Annotated in this window: 15 protein-coding genes; 9 read left to right on the top strand and 6 right to left on the bottom strand. The window is 47.5% G+C overall.

Annotated elements, in window-relative coordinates:
• Positions 1–16 precede the first annotated feature (16 nt).
• Positions 17–703 carry a VOC family protein gene (locus AC3WTF_RS17075; protein ID WP_047936337.1) on the top strand — a complete coding sequence of 229 codons (687 nt, stop codon included), beginning with the start codon at positions 17–19 and terminating at the stop codon, positions 701–703.
• A gap of 36 nt (positions 704–739) precedes the next feature.
• Here AC3WTF_RS17075 and AC3WTF_RS17070 read toward each other — a convergent pair whose 3' ends face one another.
• From AC3WTF_RS17070 to AC3WTF_RS17060, 3 genes are all read right to left on the bottom strand, one after another.
• Entirely contained in the window at positions 740–1,195 is a 456-nt protein-coding gene (locus tag AC3WTF_RS17070; RefSeq protein ID WP_014419310.1) for an RDD family protein, read from the bottom strand.
• Between the two features lie 69 nt (positions 1,196–1,264).
• Complete coding sequence (locus AC3WTF_RS17065; RefSeq protein WP_053104145.1) at positions 1,265–2,431, bottom strand: MFS transporter; 1,167 nt, start codon at positions 2,429–2,431, stop codon at positions 1,265–1,267.
• Positions 2,432–2,509: 78 nt separating this feature from the next.
• A complete protein-coding gene (locus AC3WTF_RS17060) occupies positions 2,510–2,821 on the bottom strand; it encodes an ArsR/SmtB family transcription factor (protein ID WP_015240918.1) in 312 nt (103 codons plus the stop codon).
• Between the two features lie 142 nt (positions 2,822–2,963).
• Here AC3WTF_RS17060 and AC3WTF_RS17055 point away from each other — a divergent pair, with 142 nt between their 5' ends.
• Complete coding sequence (locus tag AC3WTF_RS17055) at positions 2,964–3,383, top strand: DUF5391 family protein (RefSeq protein ID WP_053104143.1); 420 nt, start codon at positions 2,964–2,966, stop codon at positions 3,381–3,383.
• A gap of 130 nt (positions 3,384–3,513) precedes the next feature.
• Positions 3,514–4,734, top strand: coding sequence for an outer membrane protein assembly factor BamB family protein (locus tag AC3WTF_RS17050; RefSeq protein WP_129004235.1), 1,221 nt, complete (start codon positions 3,514–3,516; stop codon positions 4,732–4,734).
• Positions 4,735–4,771: 37 nt separating this feature from the next.
• On the opposite strand, the gene AC3WTF_RS17045 is transcribed toward AC3WTF_RS17050, so the two are convergent.
• Positions 4,772–6,109, bottom strand: coding sequence for an aldehyde dehydrogenase family protein (locus tag AC3WTF_RS17045; RefSeq protein ID WP_129004215.1), 1,338 nt, complete (start codon positions 6,107–6,109; stop codon positions 4,772–4,774).
• Between the two features lie 141 nt (positions 6,110–6,250).
• Between AC3WTF_RS17045 and AC3WTF_RS17040 the strand changes: the two genes are divergently transcribed.
• The 4 genes from AC3WTF_RS17040 (at position 6,251) to AC3WTF_RS17025 (ending at position 10,556) form a co-directional block, all read left to right on the top strand.
• A complete protein-coding gene (locus AC3WTF_RS17040) occupies positions 6,251–7,408 on the top strand; it encodes a TetR/AcrR family transcriptional regulator (RefSeq protein ID WP_020958075.1) in 1,158 nt (385 codons plus the stop codon).
• A 247-nt stretch (positions 7,409–7,655) separates the two neighbouring features.
• Positions 7,656–8,705, top strand: a complete 1,050-nt coding sequence (desA, locus tag AC3WTF_RS17035; protein WP_007407850.1) for a Delta(5) desaturase DesA — start codon at positions 7,656–7,658, stop codon at positions 8,703–8,705.
• Between the two features lie 118 nt (positions 8,706–8,823).
• Complete coding sequence (locus AC3WTF_RS17030) at positions 8,824–9,960, top strand: sensor histidine kinase (RefSeq protein ID WP_020958074.1); 1,137 nt, start codon at positions 8,824–8,826, stop codon at positions 9,958–9,960.
• A complete protein-coding gene (locus AC3WTF_RS17025; RefSeq protein ID WP_007407848.1) occupies positions 9,957–10,556 on the top strand; it encodes a response regulator transcription factor in 600 nt (199 codons plus the stop codon). Before AC3WTF_RS17030 ends, AC3WTF_RS17025 begins: the two co-directional genes overlap by 4 nt.
• Positions 10,557–10,612: 56 nt before the next feature.
• Here the strand turns inward: AC3WTF_RS17025 and AC3WTF_RS17020 are convergent, their stop codons facing one another.
• Positions 10,613–11,434, bottom strand: coding sequence for an SDR family oxidoreductase (locus tag AC3WTF_RS17020; protein WP_047936332.1), 822 nt, complete (start codon positions 11,432–11,434; stop codon positions 10,613–10,615).
• 127 nt (positions 11,435–11,561) lie between these two features.
• On the opposite strand from AC3WTF_RS17020, the gene AC3WTF_RS17015 reads away from it, so the two are divergent.
• Both AC3WTF_RS17015 and htpG read left to right on the top strand, forming a co-directional pair.
• Positions 11,562–11,804 (top strand): hypothetical protein, encoded by a 243-nt coding sequence (locus tag AC3WTF_RS17015; protein ID WP_492314317.1) that lies wholly within the window; start codon positions 11,562–11,564, stop codon positions 11,802–11,804.
• A 177-nt stretch (positions 11,805–11,981) separates the two neighbouring features.
• A complete protein-coding gene (htpG, locus tag AC3WTF_RS17010; protein WP_492314316.1) occupies positions 11,982–13,859 on the top strand; it encodes a molecular chaperone HtpG in 1,878 nt (625 codons plus the stop codon).
• Between the two features lie 42 nt (positions 13,860–13,901).
• Here htpG and AC3WTF_RS17005 read toward each other — a convergent pair whose 3' ends face one another.
• Positions 13,902–15,290, bottom strand: a complete 1,389-nt coding sequence (locus AC3WTF_RS17005) for a sugar porter family MFS transporter (protein WP_007407844.1) — start codon at positions 15,288–15,290, stop codon at positions 13,902–13,904.
• Positions 15,291–15,466 lie beyond the last annotated feature (176 nt).

Below are 15,466 nucleotides of genomic sequence, written 5' to 3'. Positions count from 1 at the left end.
CAAAGGGGGTATGATCATGCAAATAAATAACATTACTTTGTACAGTTGTGCGTTGGAGGAGACGAAACACTTCTATGAACGGGTGTTAGGTTTTCCTTTAATTGATGAGTCCGGTGATTCGTTTACCATCAAGGCGGGAGAAAGTGAGTTGAAATTCAGGCGCGCCGATTCTCACTCTCATCCGACGTATCATTTCGCGTTTAACATTCCGAATAATCGTTTTGATGAGGCGAAGGCGTGGATGAAGGATAAAGTTGTTTTTCAAACGGAAGATGGGGAGGATGAGGTGTATTTCTCTCATATTCAGGCGCGTTCCTTTTATTTCAAAGATCCGTCCAACAATCTGGCGGAATTCATCGCGAGAGAAACATCGCCGCCAAGCGCGGAACATTTTTCGATTGAGTCCGTTCTGAATATCGGCGAGGTGAATCTGACGGCTGCCGAAGTCGTATCAACCGGGAGAAAGCTGCAGCGTTTCGGCATTCCGGTGAGAAAGCATGCGCCTCTTAGGGAAAACGGGTTTCATTTTATGGGTGATTACAATGATGGGGCGTTTTTGCTTTTAGGGCCGAGCGGCCGCCGCTGGATTTTTTCTGATCAGCATGCGGAGTTCCATCCGCTGTCTGTCATTGTGAACGGGACGATCCGCATTGAGGCTGACGGAAAGGGCGGCATTGACATCAGGCGGGCACAGCCGTCATAAAAAAGCCCGGGCTCAAAAGGCCCGGACTTGAGGTCGTTATTTATAGACAACACGGGTGCTGCACATGATGTCGTGCAGCGTTTTTTTCTCTCCGAAGGCGCCCATGATGAAACCGATATAAAGAATGAGCTTAGATATGATATATGCGAAAGCGCGTCCGAAGGCCTGGCCGATGGAAATCCGTCCGCCATCCTCATTGACGACCTTAAGGCCGAGCAATGCTTTTCCCAGTGTCCCCTGCATCTTTGAGGCCGTGAGCAGGCTGAAATATAAGATACTGATCACAAAAGAGCTCGCAAGAATCGGGATGACGCCGAACACCAGAAAAGAGATGTTAAACTGATTTTCGGTCATGAAGGGGTCAGCCGCCGCAACGCCTGCCGCAAATAAAAAAGAGACCATAAATTGAATGATAAAAATCGGAATTCCTATGATGATTTGATCAATGACGTAAGCCAGAAACCGAATCCAAAATCCTGCCGGTCTTTCCATGTATCTTTTTCTCTCCCTTGCTTTAATCTGGAATATTATACGTAATCATTCCGGATTTTGCAACGGAGCTTAAGCTTCTGCGAGCAGCCTCTTTCCCAATGCCAAGCGTCCCATGATCAGCCCGAAAGCCAGAAGGGCAAACATGATGCCGCACCACATCAGCTGATGGATTCCCAAGTGTGAAATAAACCAGCCGCCCGCCGCCGTTCCGATGGTGATGCCGAGGTTGGAAAAAGAGACAAACAGGCTGTTGCCGAATTCGGGCGCCTCCTTTGCTTCCGCAGTAAGCCATGTCTGGCTGACAATGAGACCGCCGGAATGAACGGCGCCCCATACGAAGACAAGGACGGCCATCGGCGCGAAAGACGTCCCAAACCCGTATATGAGCAAGTAGGCGGCTGTATAAAGAAGCGGAAACAGGATGACGGTCTTTTTCATATTTTTGTATAACAAAGCGCCGAAGACGAAATTACCGGCTATCATAATCACTCCGAAGCTCATCAGCATAAAGCTGACCCATGTGCCGTTCATATGGGACACCCGTCCGAGGTACTCCGCAAAATAGCTGTAGACAGAAAACATGGCCGCAAAGAGACAGGTGACGGCAGCGATATTGAGCCACAAAGCCGGTTTGCGAAGGATGCCGAGCTGACTTCTGAAAGACATTTTTTCTGTGACCGGCATGGATGGCAAAAAGAGAAGAATGCCCGTGAATGCGATGAGACTGATGATAGCGCCGAATAAGAAGGCGGCTTCAAGGGATAGACGATCCGCCAGATAAGACGTGAAAGGCACGCCGAACGCAAAGCCGGCGGTGATGCCTGAAAAGACTTTCGTTACGGCTTTTCCGGATTGGCCGGCGGGGACAAGCCGGGCCGCGGCCGCAAGCGCTACAGAAAAGAACACCGGGTGGCATAAAGCCGGAATGATCCGAAACGCCAGCATGACACTGAAATGCGCCGTATACGCGTAGACCGCATTTGAAACGGCAAACATCAGCACCGCCAAAAGCAGAATGACTTTCCGGTTTATGCCTGAAGCAAGCAAGGTCAAAAACGGCCCCGACACAGCGACGATGAATGCGAAAATACTGACAAGCCACCCCGCTTTTGAAGCGGTAATTTGAAATCTGTCCGCCACTTGCGGAAGAACCCCGATGATGCCCATCTCGGTCGTAATAATCCCGAAAACCCCTAGGGCCAAAAATAGAATGAAGATGGAACTGCTTTTTTTCATTGTTATGTATACCTCCTTTTATAACTACATATACAGAAAAATAGATATGTTAGAACAAAAAAAGCCCTCCTTTCATGGTTATAGCTGGTGCTGAACATAGTCAGCAAAGGCTTTAATTTGTTTTTCATTCCTTCTGTAATAGGTCCACTTCCCGATTCGTTCAGATTCCAGCAGGCCGGCTTTTTGCATGGTCAGCAGGTAGCTGGAGATGACGGACTGCGCAAGCCCCGACTTTGCCTGAATATCACCGACGCAAATTCCGGTGCGGAAACTGAGGCCCTGCTCAAGATAAGGCCTTTCATCAAAATGGTCCTCCGGGTGTTTAAGCCATGTCATAATATCACTTCGTGTTTTGTTGGATAACGCTTTATGAATCAATATCGGTTCCATAACGTTTATTATATCTATTTTTCTGGATTTGTAAATTCGTTTTTGACAAAACATTCTCAAATTAAGTAAAAATCGTGCTAAAATATAACATATTATCAGATTACCGGTAAAAAAGCCGGGTTATTGTCAGGAGGATATTCACATGAATCAAAAGAAAAAAGGTGCGGTTGCGGTGACCTTGCTTTCCGCTCTGCTGTTTTGTTTATTGCCGGTCCTCGTCTCGCTTTCTCCGCTTGCGGAAACGGGGCCGAACGCGAATCGTTTTAATTCCGCGGGCATGTGGGCCGCCGTCGGCCAGATCTTTGTTATATATGCGGTCCCGCTCATTATATATATTCTCGGTATTCGTGTCATGAAAATCATCATGGCCGTTTTTTGCGGAATCGGGCTTATCATTTGCGCGGCTGTCTTGTTGGTGGCGTTATTGACCGCAATTTCCTTAGGGCAGGAGCTGTCTCTTTATTACGGCCTTCTCGTTTGGTCAGGCGCGGCTTTTATCGTCAATGTGGTATGGTATATTGCCGCGTTTCGATCATCCCCGAAGCATCAGCAGGCTATGTGACATTTGTTCTATAAATCTACCGAAAATACAAATATTTCATAGGTTAATTATGGTATGATCGAAGTGATATAGCAGCTTTTAATAGAAACGGGAGGAACTGACATTGAAAAAAAAGACAGCTTCATTGCGAATGAAAACATTGGCGGCCGGCGCTGCGGTTGCTGCGGCTTTATCTGTGGGAGCGGTTTCTGATCTGCCGGGGGCAAAATGGCTGCATCCGGCGGCTGCTCAAGCTGCGGAAACGGTATTTAAACAAAATCATGTGGCATCCGGTTTCTTGGCGGGACGGTATGACGCGCAGGCGATGTCTCCGACGATGTTCAACTGGTCAAGAGAAAGCCGGTTTACAAGCACTGCCGATGGCGCGTTAAAATGGGAAAAGAATGTTCCGGCCAATCCTCAAAACGGTGCGGGAGCCGCGGTTGACAGGGACGGCACCGTATTTATTCAATCAAAAGACGGGAAGCTGACGGCGTATCATCCGGACGGTACTGTGAAATGGGTGACGGAAAACCTCGGGACGACCTATACGCTGACTCCGATGCTCGGAACAAACGGTGTCATTTATCTTCCTTCTCACGATAAAAAACTATATTTCATCGACAAAGAAACCGGAAACATTTTAACATCGGTTCCGCTGAGCGGAGCGCCTAGTTCCGATGCGGCTATCGGCTCTGACGGCACGCTGTATGTGTCGACGCTGGATAACTATATCTATGCGATTAAACCGACGTCGCCTTCGACATGGACGCAAAAGTGGAAGTTTAAAACAAATGGCGTGGTCGGTTCCGCTCCCGTGTTAGCATCAAACGGAACGCTGTATACGGCAACGTACAATAATATCTTTTACGCGATCAATTCCGGAACGGGCCAAGTGAAATGGTCAAAAACGACGTCCAACGGGTTTAAAGGCTATCCGGTTATTGATAGAGACGGCACCGTTTACGCCGGAAACCAGGACGGCAACTTATACGCCTATACATCAACGGGTGCTGTAAAGTGGACGTTCCCGTTAAACGGTTTCTCCAGCTCTTCATTAGCGATCGACCATAACGGCAATGTGTATATCGGTTCCGGAAGCGGCGAGCTGTTTTCCATCAGCAAAACCGGTAATATGAACTGGTCTTTCTATACGGACGGGCCTGTGAGAACGGCGCCGCTGATTGATGCGGACGGCAATGTGTACTTCGGTTCTGACGATAAAAATGTCTATGCGGTTGACGCTGACGGTAATGAAAAATGGCGCTATCAAACAGACAGCAATGTCATTTCCTCCCCGGTTCTGGCTGAAGACGGCACGCTCTATGTCGGTACTTATACGAAACTGCTCGCATTCGGGGCAAAAAAATAATTAAAAAGAATCCGCGTCATCTGCGCGGATTCTTTTTTTATTTAGAGGCTTGAATAAATACGCCTTTTTCATGAGAGAATTCTTTAAAGCCGTACACACCGTGATATGAACCGATCCCGCTCGTATTGACACCGCCGAACGGAAGGTTGACGTCAGTGAAATGAACGACGACATCATTGACAGAAGCATTGCCGGACGTCGTATGCTGCAGCACATAATCGATCTGCTCCTGATTATGGCTGAATACATACAAGGCAAGCGGCTTGTCCCGTTCAGTGATGTAATCAACGGCTTCACTGATATCTTCGTAATTCATAATCGGCAGAATCGGTGCGAAGATTTCTTCCTGCATGATCTTCATATCAGGCGTGACGTTTGTCAGCACGGTCGGAGAAATCGTGCGGTCATGCGCATCGAATACGCCGCCGAACGCCGTCTTCGCCCCTTTTTCAATGGCGTCATCATACAGGGCTTTGACACGGTTAAAGTTGCGGTCGTTGACAATCTGCGTGAATTTGTTGCGGTCAACCGTATGATCATCCTCCATAAAACCTGTATTGACAATGGTTTGCAGGAGATCTGTAAAGGTGTTCTGCACTTCTTTCTTCATAAGGAGATAGTCAGGTGCGATACATGTTTGCCCCGCATTGACAAATTTGCCGACGGCGATTTTTTTCGCCGCGTCCATTAAATCATAGTCGCTGTCGATGATCGTCGGGCTTTTTCCGCCAAGCTCAAGCGTGACGGACGACAAGTGCTTCGCCGCTGCCGTCATGACGATTTTACCGACATTCGTGCTTCCGGTGAAGAAAATGTGGTCAAACGGCTGGTCGAGCAGTTCTGTGGCGACATCGACCTCACCTTCAAAAATGGCGACTTCTTCTTCGTGAAATGCCTCGCGAATAACTGTCGCGGCGATATGGCTCGTCTCCATTGTAAAATCGGACAGCTTCACAATCGCGCTGTTGCCGGCCGCAATGGCAGCTGCAAGCGGAGCCATCGTCAGCATAAACGGATAATTCCACGGGCCGAGAATTAAGGTAAGGCCTTTTGGCTCGTACATTAATACGCCGTCAGCGTCGGGACTGACGGATGAGCCGACGCGTTTCGGCGCCATCCAGGTGTCGAGATTGTTCATATTATCTTTAATCGCCTTAATCGTTCCCTGCGTTTCCGCTCTTTTCACCTCATGATAAGGCTTGCGGACGTCCCGTCTGATCGCCTCGATGATTTCTTCTTCATGTGCGGTGACGGCATCCAAGAAGCGCTGAAGCTTTTCTCTGCGCTGCCCGGCTGTTGAAGCACGCAGCGTTTTTTGATTTTTTTTCTGAAGCTCAAAGACGCGTTTGATGTCTGCTTTTATATGCTGATCCATCGGTCTTCCTCCTCTGGTTGCTTTTTTGTTTCTTCAGGGCCTATTATAATGTGATGTGTTTTTGCGGCAAAGACAGCGTAAACTCATCTATACGTTACCGTACAAATTGCGGTGATCTGTCTAATGAAAGGAGTGTCTCTTATGCCGGATTCTGTGACAACTGACATCAAACAAGCGCTTTTGGCCATGCTTGGAGAGCGGGATATCCGCCGTGTGACCATGAAGGACATCGCCGAACGGGCGCGTGTGAGCCGGGGGACACTGTACCTTTATTACGAAGATAAATATGCGATTTTAGAGGATATAGAGGAAGAAATGAAAGACGGGCTGAGCGAAGCGCTGTATGATTCGCTGAAGAATAAAGATGTGCTTCATTTACATGGCGGATGGCAAAAAGTGCATCCGACCCTGTCTTTTGTTGATCGGCATCGGGTGTTTTTTCAAACGATGATGGATCGCAATAAAATGCCCTATTTTCACTTTCATGCTTTTTTAAAAGATGTGTTCCGGCATGATGTGCTGCTGTCACCGGTCAATGCGGATTTCTCACCGACTGAACAGGATATGTACATTCATTACCGCGCTTTATACACGTATGCCATTGTGTTGTACTGGCTGAATGAGGAGCCCGGGGCATCCCCGGAAGCGATCAGCGGACAGGTGTGGGATTTGATTTCTCAAAAACGGTTTTACTGGCTGTTCGGCCGCCGGGTGCCGGAACAAGAAGAAAAAAAGCCCGCCGACCGCCGGGTGACAAGGACGAGGCAGGCCTTGCAAGAAGCCATGATCGGCTTAATGGCGGAAAAAAAAGAGTACGCGGCAATCACGATTTCCGATATTGCCCGTCAAAGCAACCTCCGCCGTGCCACTTTTTATGACCATTACGCCAACAAAGAAGCATTGCTGAAAACGATCATCCATCAATCATGCCGGGATCTGATCGGATTATTGACGGTAAAAGGAGAGCCTGCCGATTGCTCCATGGAAGAAGCGGAATCCGCGCTCGTCGGTCTCTTTTCGGCACTGTCGGACGGCCTGCCGCTCGTTCATTTTCTGAGAGAGGGTTCGGGAGTGCCTGACGTCATCCCGGAAATGTTCAGAGCGCTGCAATCGTTTTATCTTCATCAGCCCCTGCACATTCAGGCGGGCAAAAAACTCTATGCATATTATGTCGCGTCCATGCTCGTCGGTTTGATTCAATATCGTCTTCATGAAGGAAAAGACCACGCGCCGGACATGCTGGCCCGGGAGTTTCTGCAGTTTTTGGATGTGAAGAAGTATCGGGTGATTTTGCTGTGAGGATGATGAAAAAGAACTCAGCCGAAAACAGGCCGGGTTCTTTTTTGCTGTTTTCTTTGAGAAGCGCCGATATGAAGTGTCCGGCTTTATCCCTTATAAAAAAGATACCTTCCATATGACGCCTGATCAGCATTCTGCCGCCAAACATGACAAATGTCATATTCGGGGCATGATGGCTGCTACTACAAAAGCGTCTGGCGCCCCGTTATACTTGGGATCATAATGAAAAAGAAGGGACATGACATTCATGACCAATCACACCGCAACTCAAAAACAAGCATCTTTAAAAAAGCAGGTTGCCGCATTTTCCGGCGCCGATACAAAGCATAGTGTCAATCAGCTTTTCAACACGTTTGTGCCGTTTTTTGCCCTTTGGTTTCTTGCTTACTTCAGCCTCAATGTCTCCTATCTTCTGACCCTCGCCTTTACTGTTATAGCAGCGGGATTTTTGACAAGAATCTTTATTATTTTCCACGACTGCTGCCACCAATCCTTTTTCAAACAAAAGAAACTGAACCGGCTGTTCGGGTTTATTTCAGGTGTGCTGACCCTGTTTCCGTTCCTTCAATGGCAGCGCAGCCACTCCATTCATCATGCGACGAGCAGCAACTTAGATAAACGGGGCACCGGCGATATTTGGATGATGACCGTCAAGGAATACAACGAAGCCTCAGCCTGGACAAAAGTACGCTACAGACTTTATCGCAATCCGTTTATTATGTTTATTCTCGGCCCGATTTACGTATTTCTGATTAAAAACCGTTTCAATGTAAAAGGCGCCCGCCGCAAGGAGCGCTGGAACACCTATTTCACGAACGCGGCGATTGTCTTATTGGCTGCTGCGACGTGCCTGCTTGTCGGCTGGGAAAACTTTTTGCTTGTTCAGGGTCCGATTTTCCTTATTTCGGGGTCAATCGGCGTCTGGCTATTTTATGTTCAGCACACGTTTGAGGATTCTTATTTTGAAGCCGATGAGCATTGGGATTATGTGCAGGCCGCGGTAGAAGGAAGCTCCTTTTACAAGCTTCCGAAGCTTTTGCAATGGCTGACAGGCAATATCGGCTACCATCATGTTCACCACTTAAGCCCGAAAGTGCCGAACTACAAGCTGGAAGCCGCTCATGAGGGGCACGAGCCTTTAAAAAACGTGCCGACCATTACGCTTAAAACAAGTCTTGAATCCATGAAATTCCGTCTGTGGGATGAGGACGAAAAGCAATTTGTCACCTTTCGGGAGGCGCGGAAAAAACCGGCGCCCCATCCGGTGCCGAAAGAACCTTTGAAGAAAAATGCCTGATATGGCGCGCGGCTCTTTCTCTTATCAGAAAGGGCCTTCTCTTCATGCGTGAGGATGCAATGAAGGCGGTGTTTTGATAAAGTGATGGTAGACACAAGCAGCAGAAGGTGGAACAAAGATGAAGAAGTATTTTAAATTTCAAAAACTGAACGGGATTTCTCCTTATATATGGACGATTTTTTTCATCTTGCCTTTTTATTTTATTTTTAAAAGCTCTTCTACCTTTGTCATCGTGGCCGGCATCATTTTCACACTTGTTTTCTTTGGCGCATACCGCTTCGCATTTGTTGCAAAAGGCTGGCCGCTTTACTTATGGGCGCTTCTTCTGATCGGCATTTCGACCGGCTCAGTTATGCTGTTCAGCTATATTTACTTCGCCTTCTTTATCGCCTACTTCATCGGCCATATCCGAGACAAAGTTCCTTTTTACATCTTATATTACATTCATATCATCAGTGCGGCGGTTGCCGTCAACTTCAGCCTTGTTCTGAAAAAAGGGTGGTTTTTGACACAAATTCCGTTTATCGTCATTACACTGATCAGTGCCATCCTGCTCCCGCTCAGCATTCGAAGCAGAAAAGCACGGGAGCGCCTTGAGGAGAAATTAGAATATGCAAATGAGCGAATCGCCGATCTTGTGAAGCTGGAAGAAAGGCAGCGCATCGCCCGGGACCTTCACGATACACTTGGACAAAAGCTTTCCTTAATCGGGCTGAAAAGCGACCTTGCCCGAAAGCTGATATATAAGGACCCTGAACAGGCCCGCACTGAGCTGAAAAGCGTGCAGCAGACGGCCCGCACCTCGTTAAATGAGGTCAGACAAATCGTCTCATCGATGAAAGGCATCCGATTGAAGGATGAGCTCGGCAATGTTCGGCAAATTCTTGAAGCGGCAGGAATTGATTTTGTGTATGAAGAAAAAGAAGCGCCCAAACATATCTCTTTGCTGAACGAAAACATCGTCAGCATGTGCATTAAAGAAGCCGTCACCAATGTCGTGAAACACAGCGGCGCCAAAGTATGCCGCATCACCATTCAGCAGCTTTGGAAAGAGGTTGTCATTACGGTAGAAGATGACGGCAGCTTTCAATGCAAAGAAGACCGCTTTTTTTCAAAGGGGCACGGCCTGCTTGGAATGAGGGAACGTCTTGAATTCGCAAACGGCAGTTTAGCCATTGATACAGCCGCCGGAACAAAGCTGACCATGAGAATCCCGAATGATTCAAAATCAAAAGAAAAGGATGGTAGCAGATGATCAACATCTTCATTGCCGAGGATCAGCAAATGCTGCTCGGCGCACTCGGTTCGCTGTTGAATTTAGAAGAGGATATGACGGTTGTCGGTAAAGGCACAAGCGGCCAGGATGCCATCGATTTCGTGGAAAAACATGCGCCCGACATCTGTCTGATGGATATCGAAATGCCCGGGAAATCAGGTCTTGAAGCGGCAGAAGAACTCAAGGACAGCGGTGTGAAAATCATCATTTTGACGACCTTTGCCCGCTCCGGCTATTTTCAGCGGGCGCTAAAAGCCGGCGTCAGCGGGTACATGCTCAAGGACAGCCCGAGCGATGAGCTCGTCAGCGCCATCCGCAGCGTCATGAAAGGAAGACGCGTCTACGCCCCTGAATTAATGGAGGACATCTATAGTGAAGAAAACCCGCTGACCGAACGGGAAAAAGAGGTGCTCGAGCTTGTCGCAGACGGGAAAAACACGAAAGAAATCGCAAACGCCCTCAGCATCAAAAGCGGCACAGTCCGCAATTACGTTTCGATGATCCTGGATAAATTAGAAGTGAAAAATCGAATTGAAGCCATTACCCGATCAAAAGAAAAGGGCTGGTTTAAGTAACCTGCCCTCAGCTTGTTCAGCCAGTGTTTTTGCACTGGCTTGTTTCTTTTTCGCCGTCACTCCGTCTCTTCCTTCCACTTCTTATCAATCAGCATTTTTCCCGGCCAAGTGTATGCCATGATGCCGCCGTCTGCGGTGATGTCTTCTCCCGTGACGTAAGAACTGTCGTCTGAAGCGAGGAAGAGCGCGACGGCTGCCATTTCTTCCGGTTTTCCAAGCCGGCCGAGCGGCGTGATCCATTTGTTGGCTTCACGGAACGCCTCGCCCATTTCGTCTTCTGTCGTGCCTGCCAATTTATCAATGAGCGGCGTTTCAATCGTCCCCGGCGATAAGGAATTGACGCGGATTCCGCTTCTGGCGTAATCAATGGCCATCGCTCTCGTCAGGTTCGTGATTCCGCCTTTTGCGGCGTTATAGCCTGAGCGGTCAAGGTCTGCGGCCCGGCCGGACATGGAGGAGGTGTTGATGATGGAGCCTCCTTTTTCGAGCATGAGCGGAATCAGGTATTTGCTGCAAAGAAATGTGCCGCGCAGATCGACGGCGATGATCCGGTCAAACAGGTCGACCGGGTATTCATGGACTTTTCCGCCCTCTTGGTCAACACCAGCATTGTTAAACAGAATATCAATTGTTCCGTACTTTCGCTGAATGCTGTCCGCAAAAGACTTTACGTTTTCTTCGTCTGATACATCAAGGTGAAAGGCTTCTGCTTCTCCGCCGTTTTTTCTGATAGCGCTGACGGTTTCATTCAGTTCGCTTTCATTGATGTCACCGCAGATCACGCGGGCGCCTTCATCGGCGAAAACCCGTGCCGTCGCTTGTCCGATGCCTGTCGCGGCCCCTGTGATGATTGCGGTTTTGTCTGTTAATCTTCCCATATTGCGATTCCTCCTTTTTTATATCTGTTCCCGCTGAATAGGGGGATAAACATACGGAGGTCTGTTTCTAAATACCTATTAAATATGTTAATATTATGTATATACATCATTGGGAGGTTTACATATTTTGAAGATACAGCATAAGAAGGAGATAGCGTTTTATTGTTATGCCATTGTTCCTATGGGATTTGTGATTTACACCGTTATCTCTATTCTATTTCAGGACATCATATTTCCTCTCACTGTAAGAAATGTTCTTCATGAGTCTTTGCGAAACTTGGGATCAATTATCTTATTTAGTTTGTTTTTCTATCCGTCATACATATGGATGAAGAAGGAATTCGGCCGCCGGAAAGAAGCAGAGAGGTGAGGATGATCAACATTCTCTCTTTTTTATTGATAAAATGGGTGAAATGAATCCATTAACATGTTAAATTTACAATATATGCATCTGCTAATCCTAGTTGACAATTGTCACTGTATATGATAAATAGATGCTGAAAAGATTTTACATAACATCAAAGCATAATTAAAGGAGAGATCTGAAGTGCGGAAAAAAAAGTTTAAAGCAGAATCCAAGCGATTGCTGGACATGATGATTAACTCCATTTACACGCAGAAGGAAATTTTTCTCCGCGAGTTAATTTCCAACGCGAGCGATGCGATTGACAAAATCTATTACAAGGCGTTAACCGATGATTCATTAACGTTTGATCAAGACAATTACTACATAAAAGTGACGGCGGACAAAGAAGCGAGAACGCTCACCGTCACAGACACCGGTATCGGGATGACAAAAGACGAGCTTGAACAGCATCTCGGCACAATTGCGAAAAGCGGTTCACTCGCTTTCAAGCAAGAAAATGACTCGAAAGACGGCCATGACATTATCGGCCAGTTCGGCGTCGGGTTTTATGCGGCATTTATGGTGGCTGATAAAGTCACGGTGAAAAGTAAGGCGCTCGGCAGTGACGAGGCGTATGTATGGGAGTCGGAAGGGGCTGCCGGCTACACGATCGCGCCGTGTGACAAGGAAACCGTCGGTACGGAAATCACCTTGAAAATAAAAGAAAACACAGAAGATGAAAGCTATGATGAGTTTTTAGAAAACTACCGCATCAAAGCGATCGTGAAAAAGTACTCTGACTTTATCCGCTACCCGATCAAAATGGAAGAGACGGTCAACAAGCCGAAAGAGGGCAGCGAGAACGAGTTTGAAGAAGTTCAGGAGGAACAGACGGTCAACAGCATGGTGCCGATCTGGAGAAAAAATAAAAGCGAGCTGACGGATGAGGATTACGAGGCTTTTTACGCCGAGAAGCATTACGGTTTTGATAAACCGCTGACCCATGTGCATATCAGCGTTGATGGAGCGGTGCGCTACAATTCGATTTTGTTTATTCCGGAAAACATGCCGTTTGACTATTATACGAAGGAATTCGAAAAAGGATTGGAGCTGTATTCCAACGGCGTGCTGATCATGAACAAATGCGCCGACCTGCTTCCGGACCATTTCAGCTTTGTAAAAGGCATGGTGGATTCTGAGGATCTGTCGCTGAACATTTCCAGAGAGATGCTGCAGCACGACCGCCAGCTGAAGCTGATTGCGAAAAACATCAATAAAAAAATCAAAGCCGAGCTGAAGAGCCTGCTGAAGAACAAAAGAGAAAAATACGAATCTTTCTATGAATCTTTCGGCAGACAGCTGAAATTCGGCGTCTATAATGATTTCGGCGCGAATAAAGACGTATTAAAAGATCTGCTTCTCTTCTATTCATCTAAGGAGAAAAAGCTCGTCACTCTGGACGAATATGTGTCCAGAATGCCTGAGGATCAAAAATATATCTATTACGCGTCCGGCGATTCATATGAGCGGATTGAAAAGCTGCCGCAAACTGAAATGGTGGCGGACAAAGGCTACGAAATTTTATATTTCACGGAAGATATTGATGAATTCGCGATCAAAATGCTGACAAGCTATGAGGAAAAAGAGTTCAAATCCGTATCAAGCGCAGACTTAGGCATCGACAATGAGGATGAAAAGCAGACCGAAGCCGAAGAGAACGAATATAAAGACCTGTTCGAAAGCATGAAAGAGATTCTTGCCGATAAAGTAAAGAACGTCAGAGCGTCGAAACGTTTAAAATCTCATCCGGTCTGTTTTGCGACAGACGGCGAAGTGACGATCGAAATGGAAAAAGTGTTGAATGCTATGCCTGACAGCCAGCAGGTCAAAGCGGAAAAAGTGCTGGAAATCAACCCGAATCACGAAGTGTTTGAGACGTTAAAGAACGCGCACGGACAAGATCGGGAAAAGCTTGCATTATACACAAATCTTCTCTACAATCAGGCGCTTCTGATTGAAGGGCTGCCGATCCATGATCCGGTCGAATTTACGAATGACATTTGCAAAGTTATGGTATGACGCCAAAAAGGAATCGCCCAGCGGGGGCGATTCCTTTTTTTATTACAGTGTGCGCTGTTTAAGAATTTGATTTTGTTTGCTGCGCTTCTTTAAGGAGAACCGTTTTTTCAAGTGCGTTTCGATTTCTTCTAAACTTCTGCCCTTCGTTTCAGGAACGATGTAAGCGGCGAAGAAGAAGGATGAGAGGCAAATGACTGAGAATATTCCGAATACCCAGCCGATGCCCATGGCGCTCAGCATAAGTGGGAATACCAGTGAAACGATCAGGTTGGTTGCCGACAGGATCAATGTCGTAAATCCGGTTGCGGCTCCGCGTGCGTTTGACGGGAACAGCTCCGGCATCAGAACCCATACGACGGGACCCCATGTCGCCTGGTAGAAAACGATATAGATGCCGAGAAACAGCACGGTCAGCCATGCTGTTGAAGCTGACAGGCCGGCCAGAAGGAGAATGGCTGATAGTGACGCCAGGCTCAAGGTAATGCCGACACTTCCCCACATTAGCAGTTTTTTCCGGCCGATCCGGTCAATTAAGATCATGGCGGTGATACACATGATGACGTTTAAGACACCGATGCCCATCGTGCCGAGAACGGACGCCGAAGTGCCGAGTCCTGCCTTTGTAAAGATAGTCGGCGCATAGTAAATCACCGTGTTGATACCGACCGCCTGCTGGAAGATGGCGAGGCCGATCCCGATCAGCAGCATAGGGCGGATCCATTTGGCTTTCAGCAAGCCGAGCGTAGATTCTTTTTTCTCGGCTTCTCCTTGTTTCATTTCCGCCAATTCAACGGCGATATCCTCTTTGTCGTGGGTCATTTCCATGACTTGTCTGGCTTCCTGCTCACGGCCGCGTTTGACGAGCCATCTCGGAGATTCCGGCATAAACGCGATTCCGATTAATAAAAGCGCCGCCGGTACTGCGGCGAGACCGACCATCCAGCGCCAAGCTTCAAACGGGGTGAATATGTAATTCACGATATATGCGAGTAAAATTCCGGTTACAATCATTAAGTTATTCAATGTGCCGAGCGTTCCGCGTATTTTCGTCGGCGCCATCTCAGATAGATAAACGGGAACCAGCGCCGTTGAGCCGCCGACGGCTAACCCGAGAATGACACGGGAGATAATCAGCATGGTGACGGTTTGCGAAGCCGCACAGGCAAGCGCACCGATAATAAAAATGAGTGAAAGGACGAAAACCACTTTTCTCCGGCCCCATCGGTCAGAGCATGTCCCGCTTAAGGCGGACCCGAAAATCGCACCGAGCAGCAGCATGCTGACGACCAATCCCTCGGTCAGCGTGTTTAAAGGAATATCATTGTTAATAAATAACAAAGCCCCTGAAATCACACCGGTGTCATAGCCGTAAAGCAGCCCGCCTAATGCTCCGAAAAAGTAAATCAGGTATTTTTTGGTGTTTTTCTTCACAGATGATCCTCCTCATCTTTTGGAACGCATAATAGTTTATTTAGATAACTATTTCATTCCCCGAAGAGAAAAATATAAACATAAAAAAACACGCCCCTTTAGGGACTGACCCCATAAGATGAGACAAATAAAAACACCTTCAAGTTTGAATACGGATGATTGTTATCCGAAATTAG

The sequence above is a fragment of the Bacillus sp. EB106-06-01-XG163 genome (assembly GCF_058791615.1).
This window is presented reverse-complemented; position numbering and strand designations above follow the sequence as displayed.

Bases quoted from the DNA above. Each gene is read 5' to 3' on its own strand.
- AC3WTF_RS17075 (WP_047936337.1), top strand. From the start codon at position 17: ATGCAAATAAATAACATTACTTTGTACAGTTGTGCGTTGGAGGAGACG.
- AC3WTF_RS17070 (WP_014419310.1), bottom strand. From the start codon at position 1,195: ATGGAAAGACCGGCAGGATTTTGGATTCGGTTTCTGGCTTACGTCATT.
- AC3WTF_RS17065 (WP_053104145.1), bottom strand. From the start codon at position 2,431: ATGAAAAAAAGCAGTTCCATCTTCATTCTATTTTTGGCCCTAGGGGTT.
- AC3WTF_RS17060 (WP_015240918.1), bottom strand. From the start codon at position 2,821: ATGGAACCGATATTGATTCATAAAGCGTTATCCAACAAAACACGAAGT.
- AC3WTF_RS17055 (WP_053104143.1), top strand. From the start codon at position 2,964: ATGAATCAAAAGAAAAAAGGTGCGGTTGCGGTGACCTTGCTTTCCGCT.
- AC3WTF_RS17050 (WP_129004235.1), top strand. From the start codon at position 3,514: ATGAAAACATTGGCGGCCGGCGCTGCGGTTGCTGCGGCTTTATCTGTG.
- AC3WTF_RS17045 (WP_129004215.1), bottom strand. From the start codon at position 6,109: ATGGATCAGCATATAAAAGCAGACATCAAACGCGTCTTTGAGCTTCAG.
- AC3WTF_RS17040 (WP_020958075.1), top strand. From the start codon at position 6,251: ATGCCGGATTCTGTGACAACTGACATCAAACAAGCGCTTTTGGCCATG.
- desA (WP_007407850.1), top strand. From the start codon at position 7,656: ATGACCAATCACACCGCAACTCAAAAACAAGCATCTTTAAAAAAGCAG.
- AC3WTF_RS17030 (WP_020958074.1), top strand. From the start codon at position 8,824: ATGAAGAAGTATTTTAAATTTCAAAAACTGAACGGGATTTCTCCTTAT.
- AC3WTF_RS17025 (WP_007407848.1), top strand. From the start codon at position 9,957: ATGATCAACATCTTCATTGCCGAGGATCAGCAAATGCTGCTCGGCGCA.
- AC3WTF_RS17020 (WP_047936332.1), bottom strand. From the start codon at position 11,434: ATGGGAAGATTAACAGACAAAACCGCAATCATCACAGGGGCCGCGACA.